General features: G+C 64.1%; 16 protein-coding genes. 6 read left to right on the top strand and 10 right to left on the bottom strand.

What is annotated here, in order from left to right; all coding sequences use genetic code 11:
- Nucleotides 1-194 precede the first annotated feature (194 nt).
- A complete protein-coding gene (locus tag LB515_RS18385) occupies nt 195-1,163 on the top strand; it encodes a Dyp-type peroxidase (RefSeq protein ID WP_224708548.1) in 969 nt (322 codons plus the stop codon).
- Between the two features lie 28 nt (nt 1,164-1,191).
- Here LB515_RS18385 and LB515_RS18380 read toward each other — a convergent pair whose 3' ends face one another.
- Both LB515_RS18380 and LB515_RS18375 read right to left on the bottom strand, forming a co-directional pair.
- Nucleotides 1,192-1,689 carry a hypothetical protein gene (locus tag LB515_RS18380; RefSeq protein WP_140839793.1) on the bottom strand — a complete coding sequence of 166 codons (498 nt, stop codon included), beginning with the start codon at nt 1,687-1,689 and terminating at the stop codon, nt 1,192-1,194.
- A 2-nt stretch (nt 1,690-1,691) separates the two neighbouring features.
- The gene (locus LB515_RS18375) at nt 1,692-3,110 is read right to left on the bottom strand and encodes an FAD-binding oxidoreductase (RefSeq protein ID WP_140839791.1); all 1,419 of its coding nucleotides are present in this window, start codon (nt 3,108-3,110) and stop codon (nt 1,692-1,694) included.
- 151 nt (nt 3,111-3,261) lie between these two features.
- Here LB515_RS18375 and LB515_RS18370 point away from each other — a divergent pair, with 151 nt between their 5' ends.
- Nucleotides 3,262-3,747: a thioesterase family protein gene (locus tag LB515_RS18370; protein WP_140839789.1), complete on the top strand. Its 486-nt coding sequence runs from the start codon at nt 3,262-3,264 to the stop codon at nt 3,745-3,747.
- Between the two features lie 145 nt (nt 3,748-3,892).
- A complete protein-coding gene (locus LB515_RS18365) occupies nt 3,893-4,090 on the top strand; it encodes a hypothetical protein (RefSeq protein WP_140839787.1) in 198 nt (65 codons plus the stop codon).
- 60 nt (nt 4,091-4,150) lie between these two features.
- Here LB515_RS18365 and LB515_RS18360 read toward each other — a convergent pair whose 3' ends face one another.
- Nucleotides 4,151-4,627, bottom strand: a complete 477-nt coding sequence (locus LB515_RS18360) for an Lrp/AsnC family transcriptional regulator (RefSeq protein WP_224708547.1) — start codon at nt 4,625-4,627, stop codon at nt 4,151-4,153.
- A gap of 88 nt (nt 4,628-4,715) precedes the next feature.
- Here LB515_RS18360 and LB515_RS18355 point away from each other — a divergent pair, with 88 nt between their 5' ends.
- Nucleotides 4,716-5,639 (top strand): EamA family transporter, encoded by a 924-nt coding sequence (locus tag LB515_RS18355; RefSeq protein ID WP_411969153.1) that lies wholly within the window; start codon nt 4,716-4,718, stop codon nt 5,637-5,639.
- A gap of 60 nt (nt 5,640-5,699) precedes the next feature.
- On the opposite strand, the gene LB515_RS18350 is transcribed toward LB515_RS18355, so the two are convergent.
- Nucleotides 5,700-6,602, bottom strand: a complete 903-nt coding sequence (locus tag LB515_RS18350) for a dienelactone hydrolase family protein (RefSeq protein WP_224708546.1) — start codon at nt 6,600-6,602, stop codon at nt 5,700-5,702.
- Between the two features lie 240 nt (nt 6,603-6,842).
- Here LB515_RS18350 and LB515_RS18345 point away from each other — a divergent pair, with 240 nt between their 5' ends.
- Complete coding sequence (locus LB515_RS18345; RefSeq protein ID WP_224708545.1) at nt 6,843-7,280, top strand: hypothetical protein; 438 nt, start codon at nt 6,843-6,845, stop codon at nt 7,278-7,280.
- Nucleotides 7,281-8,397: 1,117 nt separating this feature from the next.
- Here LB515_RS18345 and LB515_RS18340 read toward each other — a convergent pair.
- Nucleotides 8,398-10,710 (bottom strand): glucose/quinate/shikimate family membrane-bound PQQ-dependent dehydrogenase, encoded by a 2,313-nt coding sequence (locus LB515_RS18340; RefSeq protein WP_224708544.1) that lies wholly within the window; start codon nt 10,708-10,710, stop codon nt 8,398-8,400.
- A 182-nt stretch (nt 10,711-10,892) separates the two neighbouring features.
- Between LB515_RS18340 and LB515_RS18335 the strand changes: the two genes are divergently transcribed.
- On the top strand, nt 10,893-13,532 hold the full coding sequence (locus LB515_RS18335; RefSeq protein WP_224708543.1) for an ATP-dependent helicase: 2,640 nt from the start codon (nt 10,893-10,895) through the stop codon (nt 13,530-13,532).
- A 9-nt stretch (nt 13,533-13,541) separates the two neighbouring features.
- Here the strand turns inward: LB515_RS18335 and LB515_RS18330 are convergent, their stop codons facing one another.
- The 5 genes from LB515_RS18330 to LB515_RS18310 form a co-directional block, all read right to left on the bottom strand.
- A complete protein-coding gene (locus LB515_RS18330; protein ID WP_224708542.1) occupies nt 13,542-14,600 on the bottom strand; it encodes an ABC transporter permease in 1,059 nt (352 codons plus the stop codon).
- Nucleotides 14,597-15,388: an ATP-binding cassette domain-containing protein gene (locus tag LB515_RS18325; RefSeq protein ID WP_140839769.1), complete on the bottom strand. Its 792-nt coding sequence runs from the start codon at nt 15,386-15,388 to the stop codon at nt 14,597-14,599. The genes LB515_RS18330 and LB515_RS18325 overlap by 4 nt, the downstream gene beginning before the upstream one ends.
- 76 nt (nt 15,389-15,464) lie before the next feature.
- Complete coding sequence (locus LB515_RS18320) at nt 15,465-16,478, bottom strand: substrate-binding domain-containing protein (protein ID WP_224708541.1); 1,014 nt, start codon at nt 16,476-16,478, stop codon at nt 15,465-15,467.
- Between the two features lie 110 nt (nt 16,479-16,588).
- Complete coding sequence (locus LB515_RS18315) at nt 16,589-17,497, bottom strand: sugar phosphate isomerase/epimerase family protein (RefSeq protein WP_224708540.1); 909 nt, start codon at nt 17,495-17,497, stop codon at nt 16,589-16,591.
- A complete protein-coding gene (locus tag LB515_RS18310; protein ID WP_224708539.1) occupies nt 17,494-18,525 on the bottom strand; it encodes a Gfo/Idh/MocA family protein in 1,032 nt (343 codons plus the stop codon). Before LB515_RS18310 ends, LB515_RS18315 begins: the two co-directional genes overlap by 4 nt.
- Nucleotides 18,526-18,674 lie beyond the last annotated feature (149 nt).

The raw sequence follows: 18,674 nt of genomic DNA, 5'->3' as shown, positions 1-18,674 counted from the left end.
GTTTCCCGGGTTGAAAGTCAGCCGCACTCTACCCGCATCCGCGTGTCGATAAAGAGGCAATTCAACGCGCGGCAACGGCCAACGTCTCCAGTTGCGCGAAGGCTCGCGCTCGCGATATCTCTTTTGCAAATCCCCTGCCCTTCCGGTCACGTTCGTGACCACCCAAAATCCGAACCCAATACGGAGCGTTCCCGATGTCAGGCAAGAACTGGGACAGAGTGCCGATCGACGCGCAGAGCGTTGACGCCCCGCTCTCGACGGCTGCGATTTTCCTTGTTGTGACCGTCGGCAGCGACGAGGCCGCGCTTTCGAATGTCGCTTCGGTGCTGGGCGAGCTCGACGATCTCGTCAAGAATGTCGGCTTCCGCGACTTGTCGGGCCGCCTGTCCTGCATCGCCGGCATCGGCGCCGCGCTCTGGAATCGTCTGTCGCCCGGCCGCCGGCCGCGCGAGCTGAAACCCTTCGCGCCGATCGAGGGCTCGGCGCATTTGGCGCCCTCGACGCCGGGCGATCTGCTCTTCCACATCCGCGCCGAGCGGCCCGACATGTGCTTCGAGCTCGAGCGCATCCTGTTGGACCGCCTGGCCGGCAGCGTGACCGTCGCCGACGAGGTGTCCGGCTTCCGCTATTTCGACGCGCGCGACCTCCTGGGCTTTGTCGACGGCACCGCAAATCCGACCGGCCTCGACCTGCCCGCCTCTGCTTTGATCGGCGACGAGGACGGCGACTTTGCCGGCGGCAGCTATGTCGTCGTGCAGAAATACCTGCACAACATGGCAGCCTGGAAAGAGACGCCGACGCATGTCCAGGAAGAGATCATCGGCCGCACCAAGATCGACAACATCGAGATCGATGACGACGACAAGCCGCGAAAGTCGCACAAGTCGCTGGCCACCATCGAGGACGACGCCGGCAATGAATACGACATCCTGCGCGACAACATGCCGTTCGGCCGCCCGGGTCAGAATGAGTTCGGCACCTATTTCATCGGCTACACCCGCTATCTCTGGGTGATCGAGAAGATGCTGCAGCGCATGTATGTCGGCGAGCCCCCCGGCGCCTATGACCGGCTGCTCGATTTCTCGACCCCGCATACAGGTACGACCTTCTTCGCGCCGACACGGCCGATGCTGCAGAAGCTGGCCGAAGGGGCACAGGAATAAGCGACCGCAAGGCGCCGCGGCGGGTCGATCAGTCGTTCATCGCTTCGATCATAGCCTTCAACACCGCTCCCTTTCGCAGGCCTACCCGGAAATCTCGCGCGATGAATTCCAGGGTCGAATCGTGGAACGTGAGAATGAAGTGCCGGCGACCGGAAAACAGCTCCGGCACATGGCGCGGGTGAACCCGGTTCGCTTTTTCCAGAGAAGCAATCCAAGACGAATTGAGGACCTCGAACGCGGAATATGGCTGCAGGCCGAGCGCGTAGAGCCGATGCCCGCTGAGCGCCTCGTCGTTTGGCGGGCCGAATTGGAATGCGACATAAGGGTCCATCGTTAGGATTGCGACGGCCTCCCCCTCCGCAACTGCTGAAACCGAACGCGGACTGGTGACGTCGAAGGACGGGTCGGGACCATTGGCGATGTAGGCGACCAGCAGCCGCTGTTCATCTGCGAAAACATGCGGCAACGGAGCGCCCGCCGATACTGACGGCAGGTCGATCGGCAGCAAAGCTTCTGCCGCGGCCATGACTAGTGTCCTGCGCCCGGCAGGATCTTGCCCGGGTTCATGATGTTCAGCGGATCGAGCGCCTGCTTGATCGTGCGCATGACATCGACGCCATGGCCGAGCTCGTGGCGGAGGAAGCCGACCTTGCCCTGGCCGATGCCGTGCTCGCCGGTGCAGGTGCCTTCCATGGCGATCGCGCGCATGTTGAGCCGGGCGACGAATTTCTCGGCGAGCGCGATCTCGGCCGGGTTGTCGACATCCATCAGCACCAGCACATGGAAATTGCCGTCGCCGGCGTGGCCGACGATCGGCGCGATAAGTCCCATCTCGGCAATGTCGGCCTCGGTCTCGGTGACGCATTCGGCAAGCCGCGAGATCGGCACGCAGACGTCGGTCGACAGCCCCTTGGCGCCGGGGCGCAGCGTCAGTGACGACCAATAGGCGTCGTGCCGCGCCTTCCAGAGCTTTGTCCGCTCTTCCGCGACGCTGGTCCATAGGAACGGCCCGCCACCCTGCTCCTCGGCAATCATGCCGAACATCTCGGCCTGCTCGGCGACGCCCGCGTCGCTGCCGTGGAACTCGACGAACAGGCACGGGCTCTCCGGATAGTCGAGCTTGGAATAGTTCTTCATCGCCCGCATCTGCAGCGCGTTGACCAGTTCGATGCGCGCCACCGGGATGCCCATCTGGATGGTCGCGATCACCGTGTTGCAGGCGGCCTCGAGGCTCGGAAACGGGCAGACGCCGCCGGAGATCGCCTGCGGAATGCCCTGCAGCCTCAGCGTCAGCGACGTGATGACGCCGAGCGTGCCTTCCGAACCGACCAGAAGCCGCGTCAGGTCGTAACCGGCCGAGCTTTTCTTCGCCCGCTTGCCGGTCGTCACCGTCTCGCCGTCGGCCATGACGGCGGTCAGCGACAGCACGTTTTCACGCATCGTGCCGTAGCGCACCGCGTTCGTGCCGGACGCCCTGGTCGCCGCCATGCCGCCCAGCGACGCATTGGCGCCAGGATCGATCGGGAAGAACAGACCGGTGTCGCGCAGGTGCCGGTTGAGGTCCTCGCGCGTCACGCCGGGCTCGACCGTGCAGTCAAGGTCCTGCGGGTTGACGGCGAGGATCCGGTTCATGCGCGACGTGTCGATGGAAATGCCGCCGCCCGGCGCATTGGTGTGGCCCTCGAGCGACGAGCCGACGCCGAAGGCGATCACCGGCACGCGGTGGGCGGCGCAGGTGCGCACGATCTCCTGCACGTCCGCGCTCCTCTCGACGAACGCGACGCCGTCTGGCGCCTGGGTCGGAATATAGGTGGTGGTGTGCGCGTGCTGGCCGCGTATCGCCTCGCCGGTCTGGAAGCGCTCGCCGAAGCGCTGCTTGAGGATGCCGAGTACCGCGGCGATGCCTTCCTCATTGCGTTCGACGGGGTTGAGGTCGCTCAAAGCCATGATTTCCTCCGCGAATGGACCAGCGGCCGCGCTTGTAGTGCAGCTATGAATGATGCCTAAAGCAATCCTAGGAAAAGTGCCAAGCGATTAGCTCGGCGACTTCACCGTAGCCGTCCGTCCGCCCTGTGCAGCGACCATCGAGGAAACCAAAATGACGATCCCCGCACCGATCATTTCCAGCCCAATGGCGATCGAGAAGGAATGGATCGACTATAACGGCCATCTCAACATGGCCTACTACAACGTGCTGTTCGACCGCTGCTCGGACCAGGCGTTCGAGCTGATGGGCATGGGGCCGAACTACGCCAAGGAGCGACGCCTCACCATCTACACGGCCGAAGTTCACGTCTGCTACGTGCAGGAGTTGCACCTCGACCACAAGGTCAACGTCTCGTTCCAGCTGATCGATCATGACGAGAAGCGGCTGCGTGCCTATCAGGAAATCCGCCACGTCGACGGCTGGCTGGCGGCGACGTCCGAATCGCTGTCGCTGCATGTCGACATGGAAGGACCGAAGGTCGCTCCCTTCCCCGCCGACGTGATGGCCCAGGTCGAGGCCATGCGCACCGCCCATGCCGGACTGCCGATGCCGGAGCGCGCCGGCCGCTCGATCGGCATCAAGCGCAAGGGCGCTTGAAAACTCGGACGCCCGCGTTAACCTTACCAAGGCTTTAACGTGAACAAGTCGGTTGAGTCCGTTGAACGACTCACTGGCGCGTTCGAAAACCGCCGTACCGGGTTTGCGCGGGGGCGGCTGGCGGAATGCGGTGCGAGGACAGTGCATGAAAACCGACATCAAGGTCGAAGTGGAACGGTTGGCGGCCGATCCACGCATCACCGACTATGATTTCTGGCGATCGCTGAAGAACGTCAACAATGAGATCTTCCACATCGCCAACAACAACGAACCCATCCCGTTCGACATGATCCGCTGGCGCATGATTCTGAAGCAGGCGCGCATGAAGCGCGGCCACGCTTGATCCATCGTCGCTGCCTCATCCTCCCTGACCAGCCATAGCTGCCGAGTCATAACCGCCGAATCATGGCTGCTTGAACCCGCCCAGCGGCGAGCGCGGCTTGACCGGTGACGACTGGATGATAGCGGTGTTGGTCATCGCATAGGGAATAATTCGGTCGATCACCCGCTCGAGCTCGCTGACCGAGCCGACATGGGCGAGCGCGATGAAGCAGTCCTCGCCGGTTACCCGATCGCATTGCGCGATTTCCGGCAGCTCGCGGATGATGTCCGCCACAACGGAAAGCTGTCCCGGCACCGGCCGGATTCTGAGCCATGCCGACAGCTTCATGCCGAGAGCGGCGGGATTGATCCTGACCGTATAGGCTTCGATCACGCCGTTATCCTGCAGCTTGCGGATGCGCTCCGCCACGCTCGGCGCCGACAGCCCGACCGCGCGCGCCAGTTCCGCCGTGCTGATGCGCGCATCCTTTTCCAGGAACCGCAGGAGCTTCAGATCGATCGCGTCCAGATCGACATTTTCACTTCGAAGGTTTCTCAAGCCAAACCTCTTCCATCAGAAAGCAAACCGTCAATCAGGCCATTCATCACACATGTAATCCGCGAGTTTCGCCTGCGATAATGCTCGCATGAAAACGCAAACGCAAATTCCAGCTGCAAACCGGGCCGCCGCCGATGCGCACCCCGCCCTCGCCGGCCCCGCCATGCTTGCTGGAATGGCCAACGCGTTGCCGCCGCATGTCTGGTTCTGCGTCAGCGCAGTGTTCCATTATCTCGGGCCGGCCTTCGCCGTGCTGCTTTTCGCTCAGGTCGGCGTGCTCGGCATGGCCTGGCTGCGCATCGCCACCGCCGCTCTCATCTTCGCCCCATTGACCAGGCCTTGGCGCGTTTTCGCCGGCGCCGATCGCGCTCAACGACTTCTGCTGCTCGCATTCGGCATCTGCCTGGCGGTGATGAACTGCTCGTTCTATCTGGCGCTCGATCGGTTGCCGATCTCGCTGGTGGCGGCGATCGAATTCGTCGGCACGATCGCGGTCGCGCTGGTCGGCATGCGCAGCCGGCGCAACTTTGCCGCGCTCGCTGTTGCCGTGGTCGGCACCTTGCTTCTCATCGACGTGAAATGGTCCAGCGATCCGGTCGGCTTGTCCTGGGCCTTTTTGAACGGCGCCCTCTTCGTCGGCTACATCGTGATCGGTCACCGCGTCGCCCAGGCAGGCATCGGCATCGCCGGCCTCGGCGCCGCCATGGCGGTCGCTTTCCTCGCCGTGTTGCCCATCGGCTTTCGCGAGGCGCTGCCCGCCTTCGCGTCGCCGCAGCTGCTCGGCGCCGCGATCGGCGTCGGCATCTGCTCTTCGGTCATCCCCTACATCTGCGACCAACTCGCCATGGCGAGGTTGCCGCGCGCGAGCTTCGCATTGATGCTCTCGCTCCTGCCGCTCACCGCAACGCTGATCGGCGTCATCGTGCTGCGCCAGGTACCGAGCGTCACCGACTGCATCGGCGTTGCGCTGGTCATCGCCGGGGTCGCCTTCCACAAGCCGGTGCAGGAATGATCTGCCGACGGCTGTGGTGGGGCCGTTTGCAGGCCGGGCTCACCTGAATATCAATACGCCTTAGGCCAGTTTCTCCTTCAGGAAAGCAATTGTCCGGCCCCAGGCGAGATCGGCGGCTTTCTTGTCATAGCGCGCGGCCGAGGTGTCGTTGTTGAAGGCGTGGTTGGCACCCTCATAGACATAGACCTTGTATTCGACATGGGCGGCGTCGAGCGCCTTCTTGTAGGCATCGATGCCGGCGTTGGTGCGTTCGTCCAACCCGGCATAGTGGAGCAGCAGCGACGCCCTGATTTTTTGAGCGTCCTCGGCCTTGGGCTGCATGCCGTAATAGGCGACACCGGCGCTGAGGTCGGGCCCATGGACGGCGAGTTGGTTCACCGCGCCGCCGCCCCAGCAGAAGCCGACCGCCCCGACCTTGCCGTTGCCGTCCTTGAGGCCCTTGAGATAGGCGATCGTCGCCACGCCGTCGGCGGCGACTCTGGCCACGTCGAGCTTGGTGAACATGTCGCGCGCCTTGTCCTCGTCGGAGGGCGTTCCGCCAAGCGGCGACAGGAAGTCCGGCGCTAACGCGATGAACCCCTCCAGCGCCACGCGCCGGGTGACATCGCGGATATGCGGGTTCAGCCCCCTGTTCTCGTGGATGACGATGACGCAGCCGAGCTTGCCTGACTGGTTCGCGGGCTTGACCAGATAGCCCTTCATCTCGCCGCTTGAGCCGGGATAGGTGATGTCCTCGCCCTTAACGCGACTGTCGTCTTCGGCGACGATCGCCGCTTGAGCGGAATTGGCCGCCAGCATCGGCGCGATCGCGGCCGCCGCGGCACCCGAGCCCGCCAGCTTCGTCAACTGCTCCATGAAGCGGCGGCGGTCGAGCGTCAGATGCGTGTATTCGTCATAGGCATCGATCATCGCCTGCGTGATGACAGGCTGCGTGACGACGGGCTTGGCAACGGGGCTGGTCATGATTTTCCTCGACGGTTGGCGGTGGACCGCAAGATAGGGTCGAGTATCGCATGGTCCAGTCACGCCCCGGTGACGACCCATATAGGCGGAACCCTGGTGGAGCCAACCCGCCGTCGCGCCGACAAGCCAGCGCGATTCATCACATTTTGGTCATTTCCGAAAGGCTTGATGGTGCTGTCACATTAGGACGTGAAGTTGCCTGAGCGCCCTACCGAAACGAATGACGAAAAGGGGAATGCCATGAACATCCAGGATATCATCAACACCGTTTCCTCGAAGGCCGGCCTCGACGAGCCGACCACCGAGAAGGTTGTCGGCACCATTTTTTCCGTGCTCGAGCATGAGGCTGAAGGCACCAGCATTTCGTCCTTCTTCGACCAGATCCCCGGCGCCGGTGAGTTGGCCCAGAAATATGACGTGATGGCCGCCGGCGCGACGGCCAATTCGGGCGGCGGACTTCTGTCGTCACTGCAGGGCGCGCTTGGCGGCGTTCTGGGCGAAAAGGCCGGCGCGCTGATCAACGGCATCGCCGCGCTCAAGGAGTCCGGCCTCGACATGGCGCAGATCCGTCAGGCCGGCGAGACCTTGATCAAGCAGGCCGAGGTTGCCGCCGGCCCTGATCTGACCAACCAGGTGCTGGATCAGGTGCCCAGCTTGCGGGGTCATCTCGGGCTTTGAAGCATTCCGAACCGGTTTTGAACGGCTCGGCCTTTCGACGGCAAAGCTGATCCGCTTTCTGGCGACCGAAGGCCTCCCACCGGCGAAATCGATTAGTCCACCTTATGGGGAACAAGATAGTTCGTAGTTTTTGTGCCTCGGGTGACTGTTAGGGCGGAATATCCAGGCGGCGGCGAATTGGTAACCGTGGCGTCAACCTCCCCGCATCGGCCAATAACTTCGCCGACAGGGGACTTAGCCAAACGATCCGCCAAGGCCGCTCTGCATTCATCGGCGGAGTAGATTTGAGGCGCGATTTCGAGTGGCCGACAAGCCCACCCCGGACTGCACGAAAGCAAAACCAATATCGCTGACGCCTCCGGTCCCATTTCGTATTTTCCTTAACGCTCATCCGACGTGACAAAGGACAGTGCGATCAGGTCATCAACGTCGATGCCGCCGCGACCATTGTCCAAAATGTCGGCGAGAGCTCCCGACCTACGCCGACTGGCAGTGCCTTTGGAAAGGGCCAGCTTAGCCGAGTAGCCAAGGCGCAATTTGGTCTTGCAGTCATCGTATCTGAAGATGCTTACCGCCTTGAACCATGAACCGGTTTTGATGGATCGGCGAGTGGCAGTTACGGCACTCGTAACGGATGCTGACGTCCCGCAACTCATTGGAAATCGACACCGTCCACCTCCTGCCCGCCCCTAACGGATGCCCGCCATCCTGGGGGTGACGGGCATCCATAAACTGGCGATGAAGGGACTCATGTCCGCCAGTCGGGGACACAATGAGATAGTGGGCTATATGTTTCGTCCTTGGGACCAATGCTTGTGATGTGCGACTTCAGTCGGAACCGATAGCCCGACTGGGGACTTGCGCCAGGAACGAACCAACCGACCCTCCGTTGACCCACTGCCGGAAGCTCCCGCTACAGCGGTTGAGCACAAAGCAGAGGCTCCAGCGCTGGCGGGTTACGCGCTGGAGCCGTCTTAAAAGGTTGGAGCGAGAAAATGAAAGACTATCGGAACAGTGTCCTGGAGGCTCGTTGGCTTCTCGCCGTACCCGCGTCGCTTCTCCTGACCGTCCTGCTGGCCGGCTTCTTGCTTTCGTAGCAGGCCGGCCTCGCCTTGTCCTATTTCGGCAGCGTGTAGGCCATCACGTAATCGCCTGGCTTGGTGCCGACCGAGCCGTGGCCGCCGGCGACGATGACGACGAACTGGCGGCCGTCGGCCACCGTATAGGTCATCGGCGTCGACTGGCCGCCCGCCGGCAGCCTCGCCCGCCACAGCTGCCTGCCGGTGGTGAGGTCGTAGGCGCGCAGATAGTCGTCCACCGCGGCGCCTAGGAAAGCGACGCCGCCCGCCGTGATCATCGGCCCGCCGATGCCGGGAACGCCGACCTTGAGCGGCAAAGGCAGCGGCGTCATGTCGTAGACAGTGCCGTTGCGGTGCTTGTAGGCGATGTTTCCCGTCTTGAGGTCGACGCCGGCGACATAGCCCCAGGGCGGCGCCTGGCAGGGAATGCCGAGCGGCGACAGGAACGGTCCCATCACCACCGCGTAAGGCGCGCCTTCATTGCGGTTCAGCCCCTGCTCGCTGCCCTTGGTATCGCCCGGCGGCGGCACCTCCGTGCGCGGGATGAGCTTCGAGGTGAAGGCGAGGTAGGTCGGCATGCCGAACATCACCTGCCGCACCGGATCGACCGCGACGCCGCCCCAGTTGAAGACGCCGAAATTGCCGGGATAGATCAGCGAGCCCTGCAGCGAGGGCGGTGTGTAGCGTCCCTCATAGCGCAGCTTCTTCAATTCGATCCGGCACGCCAGCTGGTCGAACATGGTGATGCCCCACATGTCGGCGCCGGTCAGCGGCTTGGGATTGAAGGACAGGTCCGAGGCCGGCTGCGTCGGCGAGGCATGATCGCCCTCGATCGCGCCGCCGGGCGCCGGCACGTCTTTCACCGGAATGATCGGCTCGCCGGTGCGCCGGTCGAGCACGTAGAGATCGCCCTGCTTGGTCGGCCCGACCAGCGCCGGCACGACGCCGTTCCCGGTGGTGATGTCGACCAGCGACGGCTGCGCCGGCACGTCCATGTCCCACAGATCGTGATGCACGGTCTGCCGGACCCAGCGCAATTGCCCAGTGTTGAGATCGAGCGCGGTGATCGAGGAGGAGAATTTCTCGACATTGGCGCTGCGGTCCATGCCGAGCTGGTCCGGCGTCTGGTTGCCGAGCGGAACGTAGAGCAGTCCCAGCTTCTCGTCGGCGCTCGCCGTCGACCACATGTTGGGCGAGTTGTGGGTGTAGGTTTGCCCGGCGGGCAGCGGCGTCGTCACGTCCGGATTGCCGGAATCCCAATTCCATAGGAGCGCGCCGGTGCCGGCGTCGAAGGCGCGGATGACGCCGGACGGTTCCTCGGTCGAATAATTGTCATTGACAGCGCCGCCGACGATGATCTTGCCGGCGACGATCAGTGGCGCCGACGTCGAATAGTAATAGCCCGACTTCGGATAGGGCATGTTGGCCATCAGGTTCAGCGTGCCGGCCTCGGCGAAGGACGGACACACCTGCCCGTTCGCGGCATCGAGCGCGATCAGCCGGGCGTCGGAGGTCGGCAGATAGATGCGCGCGGCGCAAGGCTGGCCGGCGGCGATCTTGGCATCGGCATAATAGGACACGCCGCGGCAGGTCTGGTGCTGGCGGTTGGGGTCGAGCTTGATCTTCGGATCGTAGCGCCACTTCTCCTTGCCGCTCGCGGCATCGATGGCGATGGCGAAATTATGCGGCGTGCAAATGAACAGCACATCGCCGATCTTCAGCGGCGTCACCTGATAGGTCGTCTCGCCGATATCATCGGGGCCTTTCACGTCGCCGGTGCGATAGGTCCAGGCCGGCTGCAGCTTGGCGACGTTGTCCGGCGTGATCTGGTCGAGCGGCGAATAGCGCTGGCCGAAGGGCGTGCGGCCGTAGAACTGCCACTCGCCGGCCGGGATGTCGCCGCCGAGATTGGCGGCCGTCGCCGCCTTTTCGGTGCCCAGCGTGCCGCCGATATCCATGGGATCGGCGGTCATCGAATAACCGGCGACCGCGAGCGAGGCGAGCACGGCCAGGATCAGCGGCGCGCGTCCGTCCGGCCCCCGCAGCCCCCGCCTTGCCCACGGCGTCAAAAGCCACAAGGCGATGAGCACGATGACGCCGCCGCGCGGGCCGAGCTGCCACCAGTCGAAGCCGATTTCCCACACTGCCCAGCATAAAGTGGCAAGCACGAACAGCGCGTAGAGCCAGAGCGAAGTCGACCGGCGCCTGAAAAGCAGCCAGGCGGTGATCAGGAAGATCAGGCCGGCGATCAGGTAGTACCAACTGCCGCCCAGCGCGATGAGCCAGATGCCGCCGCCGCCGAGAATGAGACCGATGAGGAAGAGGACGAGGGAGGTGATGGTGACAGCCAAGACGGTGCTCCTTCGACTGTTGCGCCTTTGCGGCCGCTCTGAGGCGACGGCGCGCCGTCCCTGCCCTGCCGGCAGCTTTCCCTCGCTCGCTCCGGCTGTCAAGTTGGGGGCAGACACGCGAAACTAGAACAAAACGTAGACAGTTCTGGTCTTTCGCTGCCGAATCACTACATTCGGGGGCGATGTCGGGCTTTTCCGAGGACATGCCTTTTTTCGATGAACCGAATGCGCGGCCGGCAGCGGCTCCATCCGGCATAGCCGCGCGCGCCATGGCCGCCCGCAGCGGCCAGAACGGCGTGCCCGATTATCTGAAGGGCCTGAACCCGGAGCAGCGGCTCGCGGTCGAGACGACCGAAGGCCCGGTTCTGGTGCTGGCCGGCGCGGGCACCGGCAAGACGCGGGTGCTCACCACGCGCATCGCTCACATCCTTGCCACCGGCAGGGCCTTCCCCTCGCAGATCCTGGCCGTAACCTTCACCAACAAGGCCGCGCGCGAGATGAAGCAGCGCATCGGCATCCTGATCGGCGAAGGCAATGTCGAGGGCATGCCTTGGCTCGGCACCTTTCACTCGATCGGCGTGAAGCTGCTTCGCAGACATGCCGAGCTCGCCGGGCTGAAATCGGATTTCACCATTCTCGACACCGACGACGTGGTGCGGCTGATCAAGCAACTGATCCAGGCCGAAGGGCTGGACGACAAGCGCTGGCCGGCCAAGACCTTCGCCCAGATGCTCGACAACTGGAAGAACAAGGGCCTCGGCCCGGACGAAATAGCGGAAGGCGATGCGCGCAGCTTCGGCAACGGCAAGGGCCGCCAGCTCTACAAGGCCTACCAGGAACGGCTGCAGACGCTGAATTCCTGCGACTTCGGCGACCTGCTCTATCACCCGATCCGCATCTTTCGCGCCTATCCGGACGTGCTGAAGGATTACCACCGCAAGTTCAAATACATCCTCGTCGACGAGTATCAAGACACCAACACCGCGCAATACATGTGGCTGCGGCTCCTGGCGCAGAGGCCGCATTCTGGGCGCAGCCCATCGGCCGAAGGCCGCAAGCCCGACCGGGCGTCGGCCGGCCAGGCCGCCCCCGCGGAGGCCAGCGAGCGAAGCGAGCGCGCGGCCGTGAGCGAGAACAAAGTCAACATCTGCTGCGTCGGCGACGACGATCAGTCGATCTATGGCTGGCGCGGCGCCGAGGTCGACAACATCCTGCGCTTCGACAAGGATTTTCCGGGCGCCACCATCATCCGGCTGGAGCGCAACTACCGGTCCACCGCACATATTCTGGGCGCGGCCTCGCACCTCATCGCCCACAATGAGGGCCGCTTCGGCAAGACGCTGTTCACCGACCGCGACGACCCCGAGGACGACAAGGTTCACGTCCACGCCGCCTGGGACTCGGAGGAAGAGGCCCGCGCCATCGGCGACGCCATCGAGGCCTACCAGCGCCAGAAGCATAATCTCAACGACATGGCGATCCTGGTGCGCGCCTCCTTCCAGATGCGCGCCTTCGAAGACCGCTTCATCACGCTTGGCTTGAACTACCGCGTCATCGGCGGCCCGCGCTTCTACGAGCGCCTGGAAATCCGCGATGCATTGGCCTTCTTCCGCGTCGTCGCCAATGGCGGCGACGACCTCGCCTTCGAGCGCATCGTCAACGTGCCGAAGCGCGGGTTGGGCGAAGCCACCATCCGCCAGATCCATGACACGGCGCGCGCCATGCGCATCCCCATGCTGGAGGCCGCCGCAACGCTCGCCGAAAGCGACGAGCTGAAGCCGAAGCCGCGCGCGGCGCTGCGCGAGGTCGCAGCCAATTTCGAGCGCTGGCAGAAGGCGCTGGAAACCACCCCGCACATCGAGCTTGCCGAGACCATTTTGGAGGAGAGCGGCTACACCGACATGTGGAAGAACGACCGTTCGGCGGAGGCGCCCGGGCGGCTGGAAAACCTCAAGGAGCTGATCCGCTCCATGGAGGAGTATGAATCGCTCCGTTCCTTCCTCGAGCATGTCGCGCTGGTGATGGAGGCCGAGCAGGGCGAGTCGCAAGATGCGGTCTCGATCATGACCCTGCATTCGGCCAAGGGCCTCGAATTCGAGACCGTCTTCCTGCCCGGCTGGGAGGAAGGCCTGTTCCCGCATCAGCGCGCGCTGGATGAAGGCGGACGCTCCGGCCTCGAGGAAGAGCGCCGGCTCGCCTATGTCGGCCTGACGCGGGCGAAAAAGAACCTGCACATCTGGTTCGTCTCCAACCGCCAGATTCACGGCCTGTGGCAATCGACGATCCCGTCGCGCTTCGTCGACGAATTGCCCGAAACCCACATCGATATCGCCGACAGCGGCAACAGCTACGGCGGCTACGGCAACCCCTATGGCGGCGGCTCGTTTGCTTCCGGCCGCGGCGGCGGCCGGCAGAACCCCTACGGCGCCTCGCGCTTCGACAATATCGGCGCCAAGGACCAGGGCAGCTTCTCCAACACCTATGCCACGCCCGGCTGGCAACGCGCGCAGGCCAACCGCACCGAGGCGACCGACCGCAACTGGGGCACGCGCTCCGGCCATCAGGTCGAGCGTATCGGCTATGGCGAGACTGATTCAGGCTACGGCGCCGGCCGCACCAGCGTGAAGGGCCGCACCATCGAGGGCGAGCTGGTGGCCAAATCCGTCGCCGACACGCCGTCCGCCTTCAATGTCGGCGACCGCGTCTTCCACCAGAAATTCGGCAACGGCAACATCGCGGCCATCGACGGCAACAAGCTCACCATCGACTTCGACAAGGCCGGCCAGAAACGCGTGCTGGACGGTTTTGTCGCGCCGGTGTGACCGGCCTCCTCACCGATACCGTGCCTGGTTCCACTTGTGACCGAGCAGCGACAGGATGATGATCAGCCCGTTGAAGAACTGCACGTAGAAGCCGCTGAGGCCCGCCGCGACAACCCCGGTCTGGATGAACGACACCGTGACCGCGCCGATCGCGCCGCCGACCACCGTGCCGATGCCGCCCCAGGTGGGCGTGCCGCCGACGAACACCGAAGCCAGCACGGGCAGCAGATAGCCGTCGCCCGCCGTCGGCCACCAGGTGAAATTGATCATCACCGAGAAGGTGCCGGCGATCGCCGCGCCAATGCCGACGAAGACGAACACCTTCACCCGGACCCATTTGACGTCGATGCCCATCTGCCTCGCGCTGTCGGGATTGTCCCCGACCACTTTCACCTGCGCGCCGAAACGATGCCGGTTGTAGAGCAGCGCCGAGAACACCACGAAGGCGATAGCCCAGAATATCTGCACCGGGATGCCCCAGACCTGGCTGGAGAAGATCTTGTAGGCCGAGCTGTCGGCAAGGCCGGTCAGCGCCGTCGACTTGCCTTCGTTGATGATCTGGATCAGCCCGCGCAGCAGGAAGTTCATGCCGAGCGTGGCGATCAGCGAGGACAGCCCGCCATAGACGACCAGCGAACCGACCAGGAAGCCGAGCAGCGTGCCGGTGACGAGCGCCGCCGCGATGCCGATAAACGGATCGTAGCCGGCCTGCACGACCAGCGCGAAGACCCAGGAGGCAAATCCCATTGTCGCCGGAAATGACAGGTCGATCTCGCCGCAGGTGACGACGAAGACCAGCGGCACGACCACGAACAGCGCCACGGGAAGCGTCGTCAGCACGGAGCTGTAGAGATACCAGGTTGTGAAGACGGTGGGGTTGGCGATCATGAACACCGCCATCATGACGATGAACACGGCGAGCGTGCCGAGCGAGGCGCGGTTGTCGAGGACGAAGCCGCGCAGCCAGTGATTGGACGGATGGCTCCATTCCTTGGCCGGTCCCTTGGCTACCTTGCCGCTTGCCGTTCCCAAAGGCGTTTGCAGATCGGGTTCCATCGCCTTGCTCATTGCGCTCCCTGCTCCGCGCCCTCGTGCAGTCCCGGCAATCCGCCGGGGTGTGCTACGTCTTCCATGAAGTTGATGAGGTCTTCTGCCGACTTGACCTCGTTGCGGTCGGCCGCGAGCGCCACCTTGCCGCGGTCGAGCACGACGAAGCGGTCGGCAATGTCGAAGACATGGTGGATGTTGTGCCCGATGAACAGGATCGAGCGGCCGCTCGCCCGCACCTGGCGCACGAAATGGAAGACCTTGGCGGTCTCGGTCAGCGACAGCGCCGTCGTCGGCTCGTCGAGGATGATCAGTTCCGCCTGCTTGTAGATGGCGCGTGCGATCGCCACGCCCTGGCGTTCGCCGCCGGAAAGCTGGCCGACGATCGAGTGCGGCGTGAACACTTTCGAGGTGAAGCCGATCTCGCGCATTAGCCGGCTCGCCTCCTCGATCTCCTTGTCGACCTTCAGCCAGCCCATGAAGCTGGTCAGTTCGCGGCCCATGAAGATGTTGCGCACGATCGTCTGCTGCACGGCCAGCGCGCGGTCCTGGAACACCGTCTCGATGCCGGCGTCGCGCGAGCGCGCCGCGCTCCACCCGGTGACCGGCTTGTCGCGCACCAGGATCTCGCCGCTGGTCGGCTTGACCACGCCGGATAGGATCTTGATCAGCGTCGATTTGCCGGCGCCGTTGTCACCAATCAGGCCGACCACCTCGCCGCGGTCGACGCTGAGGTTGACCCCGCCCAGCGCATAGACCTGGCCGTAGGATTTCTTGATGTCGCGCAGTTCGATGATACGTTCGCCCATGCGATCCTCGCTGGAATTGTCTGTCTGCCGGTCATCTCGCCGGCCGGGCAATAATCCCGGCCGGCGGCTTGGGAGGTCAACGCAATGCCTGCTTGGCGAGCTCTGAGACGATCTCGTAGTTCTGCGGCGTGACGAAGCCGGCGCCGGTGTCGACATTCATCGGCGCCAGCCCCAGCACCACCTGCTGGCAAAGGCTGAGGATTGGCAGATAGCCCTGGAGGAACGGTTGCTGGTCGGCGGTCAGTTGCACCCAGCCGCCCTTGAAGCCTTCGACGATCTGCGGACTGGTGTCGAAGCCGAAATTGAAGATGTCGCCCGGCTTCCTGCCCGCCGCCTGCATGTAGGTGGCGACATTGCCGAGCATCTGGCCGCCGGGATAGCCGACCGCCTTGACGTCGGGGTGGTTGAGCAGTGCCGCCGTGATCACCGGAATGGCGAGGTTCGGATCGGACGCCCATTCGCCGCTCGGTGGCGAGGACAACTGGATCACCTCGACGCCCGCCTCCTTTAGGGCCGCGACAGTGCCGCGCTCGCGCGCGCCGCGGTTCTCGTTCTCGAACGGACCGATCATGATCGCCTTGTCGCCGGACTTGAGCTTGCCGAGCTTGAACGCCTCGACACCGAGCGCGCGGCCCTGCTGCTCCTGCTGCGCGCCGACATAGCCGCCGCCGAACGCCGCCACCACTTTCGGCACCGGAACGTTCTGGTACATCATCTTGATGCCGTCCTTATGCGCCTGTTCGGCCAAAGGCATGATCGCGGCATCGCCCGGATGGCCCATCATTGCGATGCCCTGCGGCTTGACCGCGACCGCCTCGCGCAATTGCTGCACCATCTTTTCGACGTCCCACTGCGAGAAGATGTAGTCGACCTTCGGCCCGAGATCGGCCGCCGCCTGTTTGGCGCCATTATAGACGATGGTGCCGAAGGCGTCGCCCTCGGCGCCGCCGACGAAGAAGCGGATGTGTACGTCCTTGCACCATTGCGCGTCGAGCGCGTGCGCCGGCAAGGCAGAGATCGAGGCGCAGAGCGCCGTGGCAGCCGCCACGACGGTCGAGCGCAGAACAGTCCTTCTGGTCGTCATGCTCATGCACGTTCCTCCCTTTTGATCCCTCGCATCGGAGGGTTTTCGACAATGGTTCGGCGCGGCGCGCCGCAGTGCTGGCCGGCTCCTCCCGCCGGCCAATCCTCAATTTGGCCTCAAGCCGGATTTGGCAGGTAGCTGGACCCTCCCCGGCATTGTTTCAGATAGTCGAGCGCGCGCGCCTGTCCGGTGATCTCGAGGTCGCCGCGATAGACCGGATCGTGCCAGCCCTCGATGTCGATGGCGCCCTTGTAGCCGGCCAGCCGCAACTCGCTGATCACCCGAGTCCAGTCGCTGTCGCCGAAGCCTGGCGTGCGCATCTGCACGAAAGGCAGTCGGCCGAACACGCCATGCTCTCGGATGACGTCCCAGCGCACGGTCGCGTCCTTGCCATGGACATGGAAGATGCGCGGCGCCCATTTGCGGATCTGCGGGATCGGATCGATCAGGTAGACAAGCTGATGGCAGGGCTCCCATTCCAGCCCGAGATTGTCGTTTGGCAATTCGTTGAACATCAGCTCCCAGGCATCGGGATTGTGGGCGATGTTCCAGTCGCCGCTCGCCCAGTTGCCGTCCATCGCGCAATTCTCGAAAGCGATGCGCACGCCCTTGTCGGCGGCGCGCCTGGCCAGCGGCCCCCACACCTCGCGGAAGCGCGGCAGGCTGTCGGTCAGCTTCTTGCCGCGGATGCGGCCGGTGAAGCCGCTCACCGTCTCGGCGCCGAACAGATGCGCATTATCGATCACCGTCTCCCAGGCCGCCAGCACACCGCGATCGACCTCTCCATTCTCGAGCGGGTTGCCGAACACCCCGATCGAGGACACGGTCACATCGGCATCGCCGATCGCCTCGCGGATCTCGCCCGCCAGGCGCTTCAGGTCCTTGCCGCCCAGCGTCTGCCAGAAGAAGGGCTGGATGCTCTCGAAGCCGAGCGGCAGGATCTGTCTGATATAGGCCGCCGGATCGTCGAGATTGGCCCGCACCATGGTGCCGATCCTGATATCGAGAAGCGGGTTTGCCATCATTGTGCTTCCTTGGCGATTGTCACGCGCCGCCCGCTCTCCGCGCTCTCGATGGCGCCGAAGACCATGGCCAGGCTCTTGATGTTGTCGGCGCCGCGCGTCTCCGGCTCGGCGCCGGTCTCGATCGCGTGCATGAAATCCCGGATGATGCCGAGATGGCCGTCGACGCGGTCGGCGGGATCGAGCGGCGGCACTTCGATGGGCTGGGTCTTGTCGATAATCCCTTCGCGGCCGGACGCAACCACCTCCGCCTTCAGCCCGTCATGGCCGTCCCACAAGAGGCTGCCGCGCTCGGCAACGATGCGCCAGCTTCCCTCCCAACTCGTGCGGAAACCGTCGGCGCACCAGGAGCCGGCATAGGTGAAGATCTTGCCGCCGCCGAGGTCGAAGACGGCGCTGGCCGACGACCCCTGCCGATACCAAGAATTCACGGGTTCCCATTCCTGGCAATAGACGCTGGCCGGCTCGCCGGCGACCATGTAACGCGCGGCATCGAACGTGTGGATCGCCATGTCGAGCAAGAGCACATGGGCCATCTCCTCGCGAAAACCGCCGAAATGCGGCGCAACGAAAAAGTCCGCATGGATGCTGGTCGGCTTGCCGATGACGCCGGAATCCAGGATGCGCCTGATGCGCCTGACGTTGGCGACATAGCGGCGGTTCTGGACGACTGCATGGATGCGCCTCGCCTTGCGCGCTGCCTCGACGATGGCGCGCGCATTTTCGGGGCTGTCGGCCAGCGGCTTCTCGGTGAGCAGATGGCAGTTGTGCGCGAAGGCCGAAAGCGCGACCGCGCGGCGTGCGGCGGGAACCACGACGTCGAACACGGCATCGGGCTTGGTCTGGTCGAGGACGGCGTCGAGGTTGGTGCCGATGACGGCGCTGGACAGCGCGTATTCGCGCGCCCTCGCCTGTGCCCGCTCGGCATCGAGGTCGACGAGGCCGACAATGGCGAGCCCGTCGATCTGCTTGACGGCATCGAGCCAGTGCTTGCTCATCGCTCCGCATCCGGCCAGGACGACCCTCATCATCCAGCACTCCTCCTCCGCCGGTCCCTCCAGACCGGACGTCACGGCGTCCACGGCGTCACCGTAAACGTTTTTCCGTAAACGTTTACGAGAACACACCCGATGGCGTAGAATGTCAACCGGCTGCCTGCAAAAATCGTCCCGAAGCCTTG

Source organism: Mesorhizobium sp. CA15, assembly GCF_020165215.1.
Classification (GTDB): domain Bacteria; phylum Pseudomonadota; class Alphaproteobacteria; order Rhizobiales; family Rhizobiaceae; genus Mesorhizobium.
This window is presented reverse-complemented; position numbering and strand designations above follow the sequence as displayed.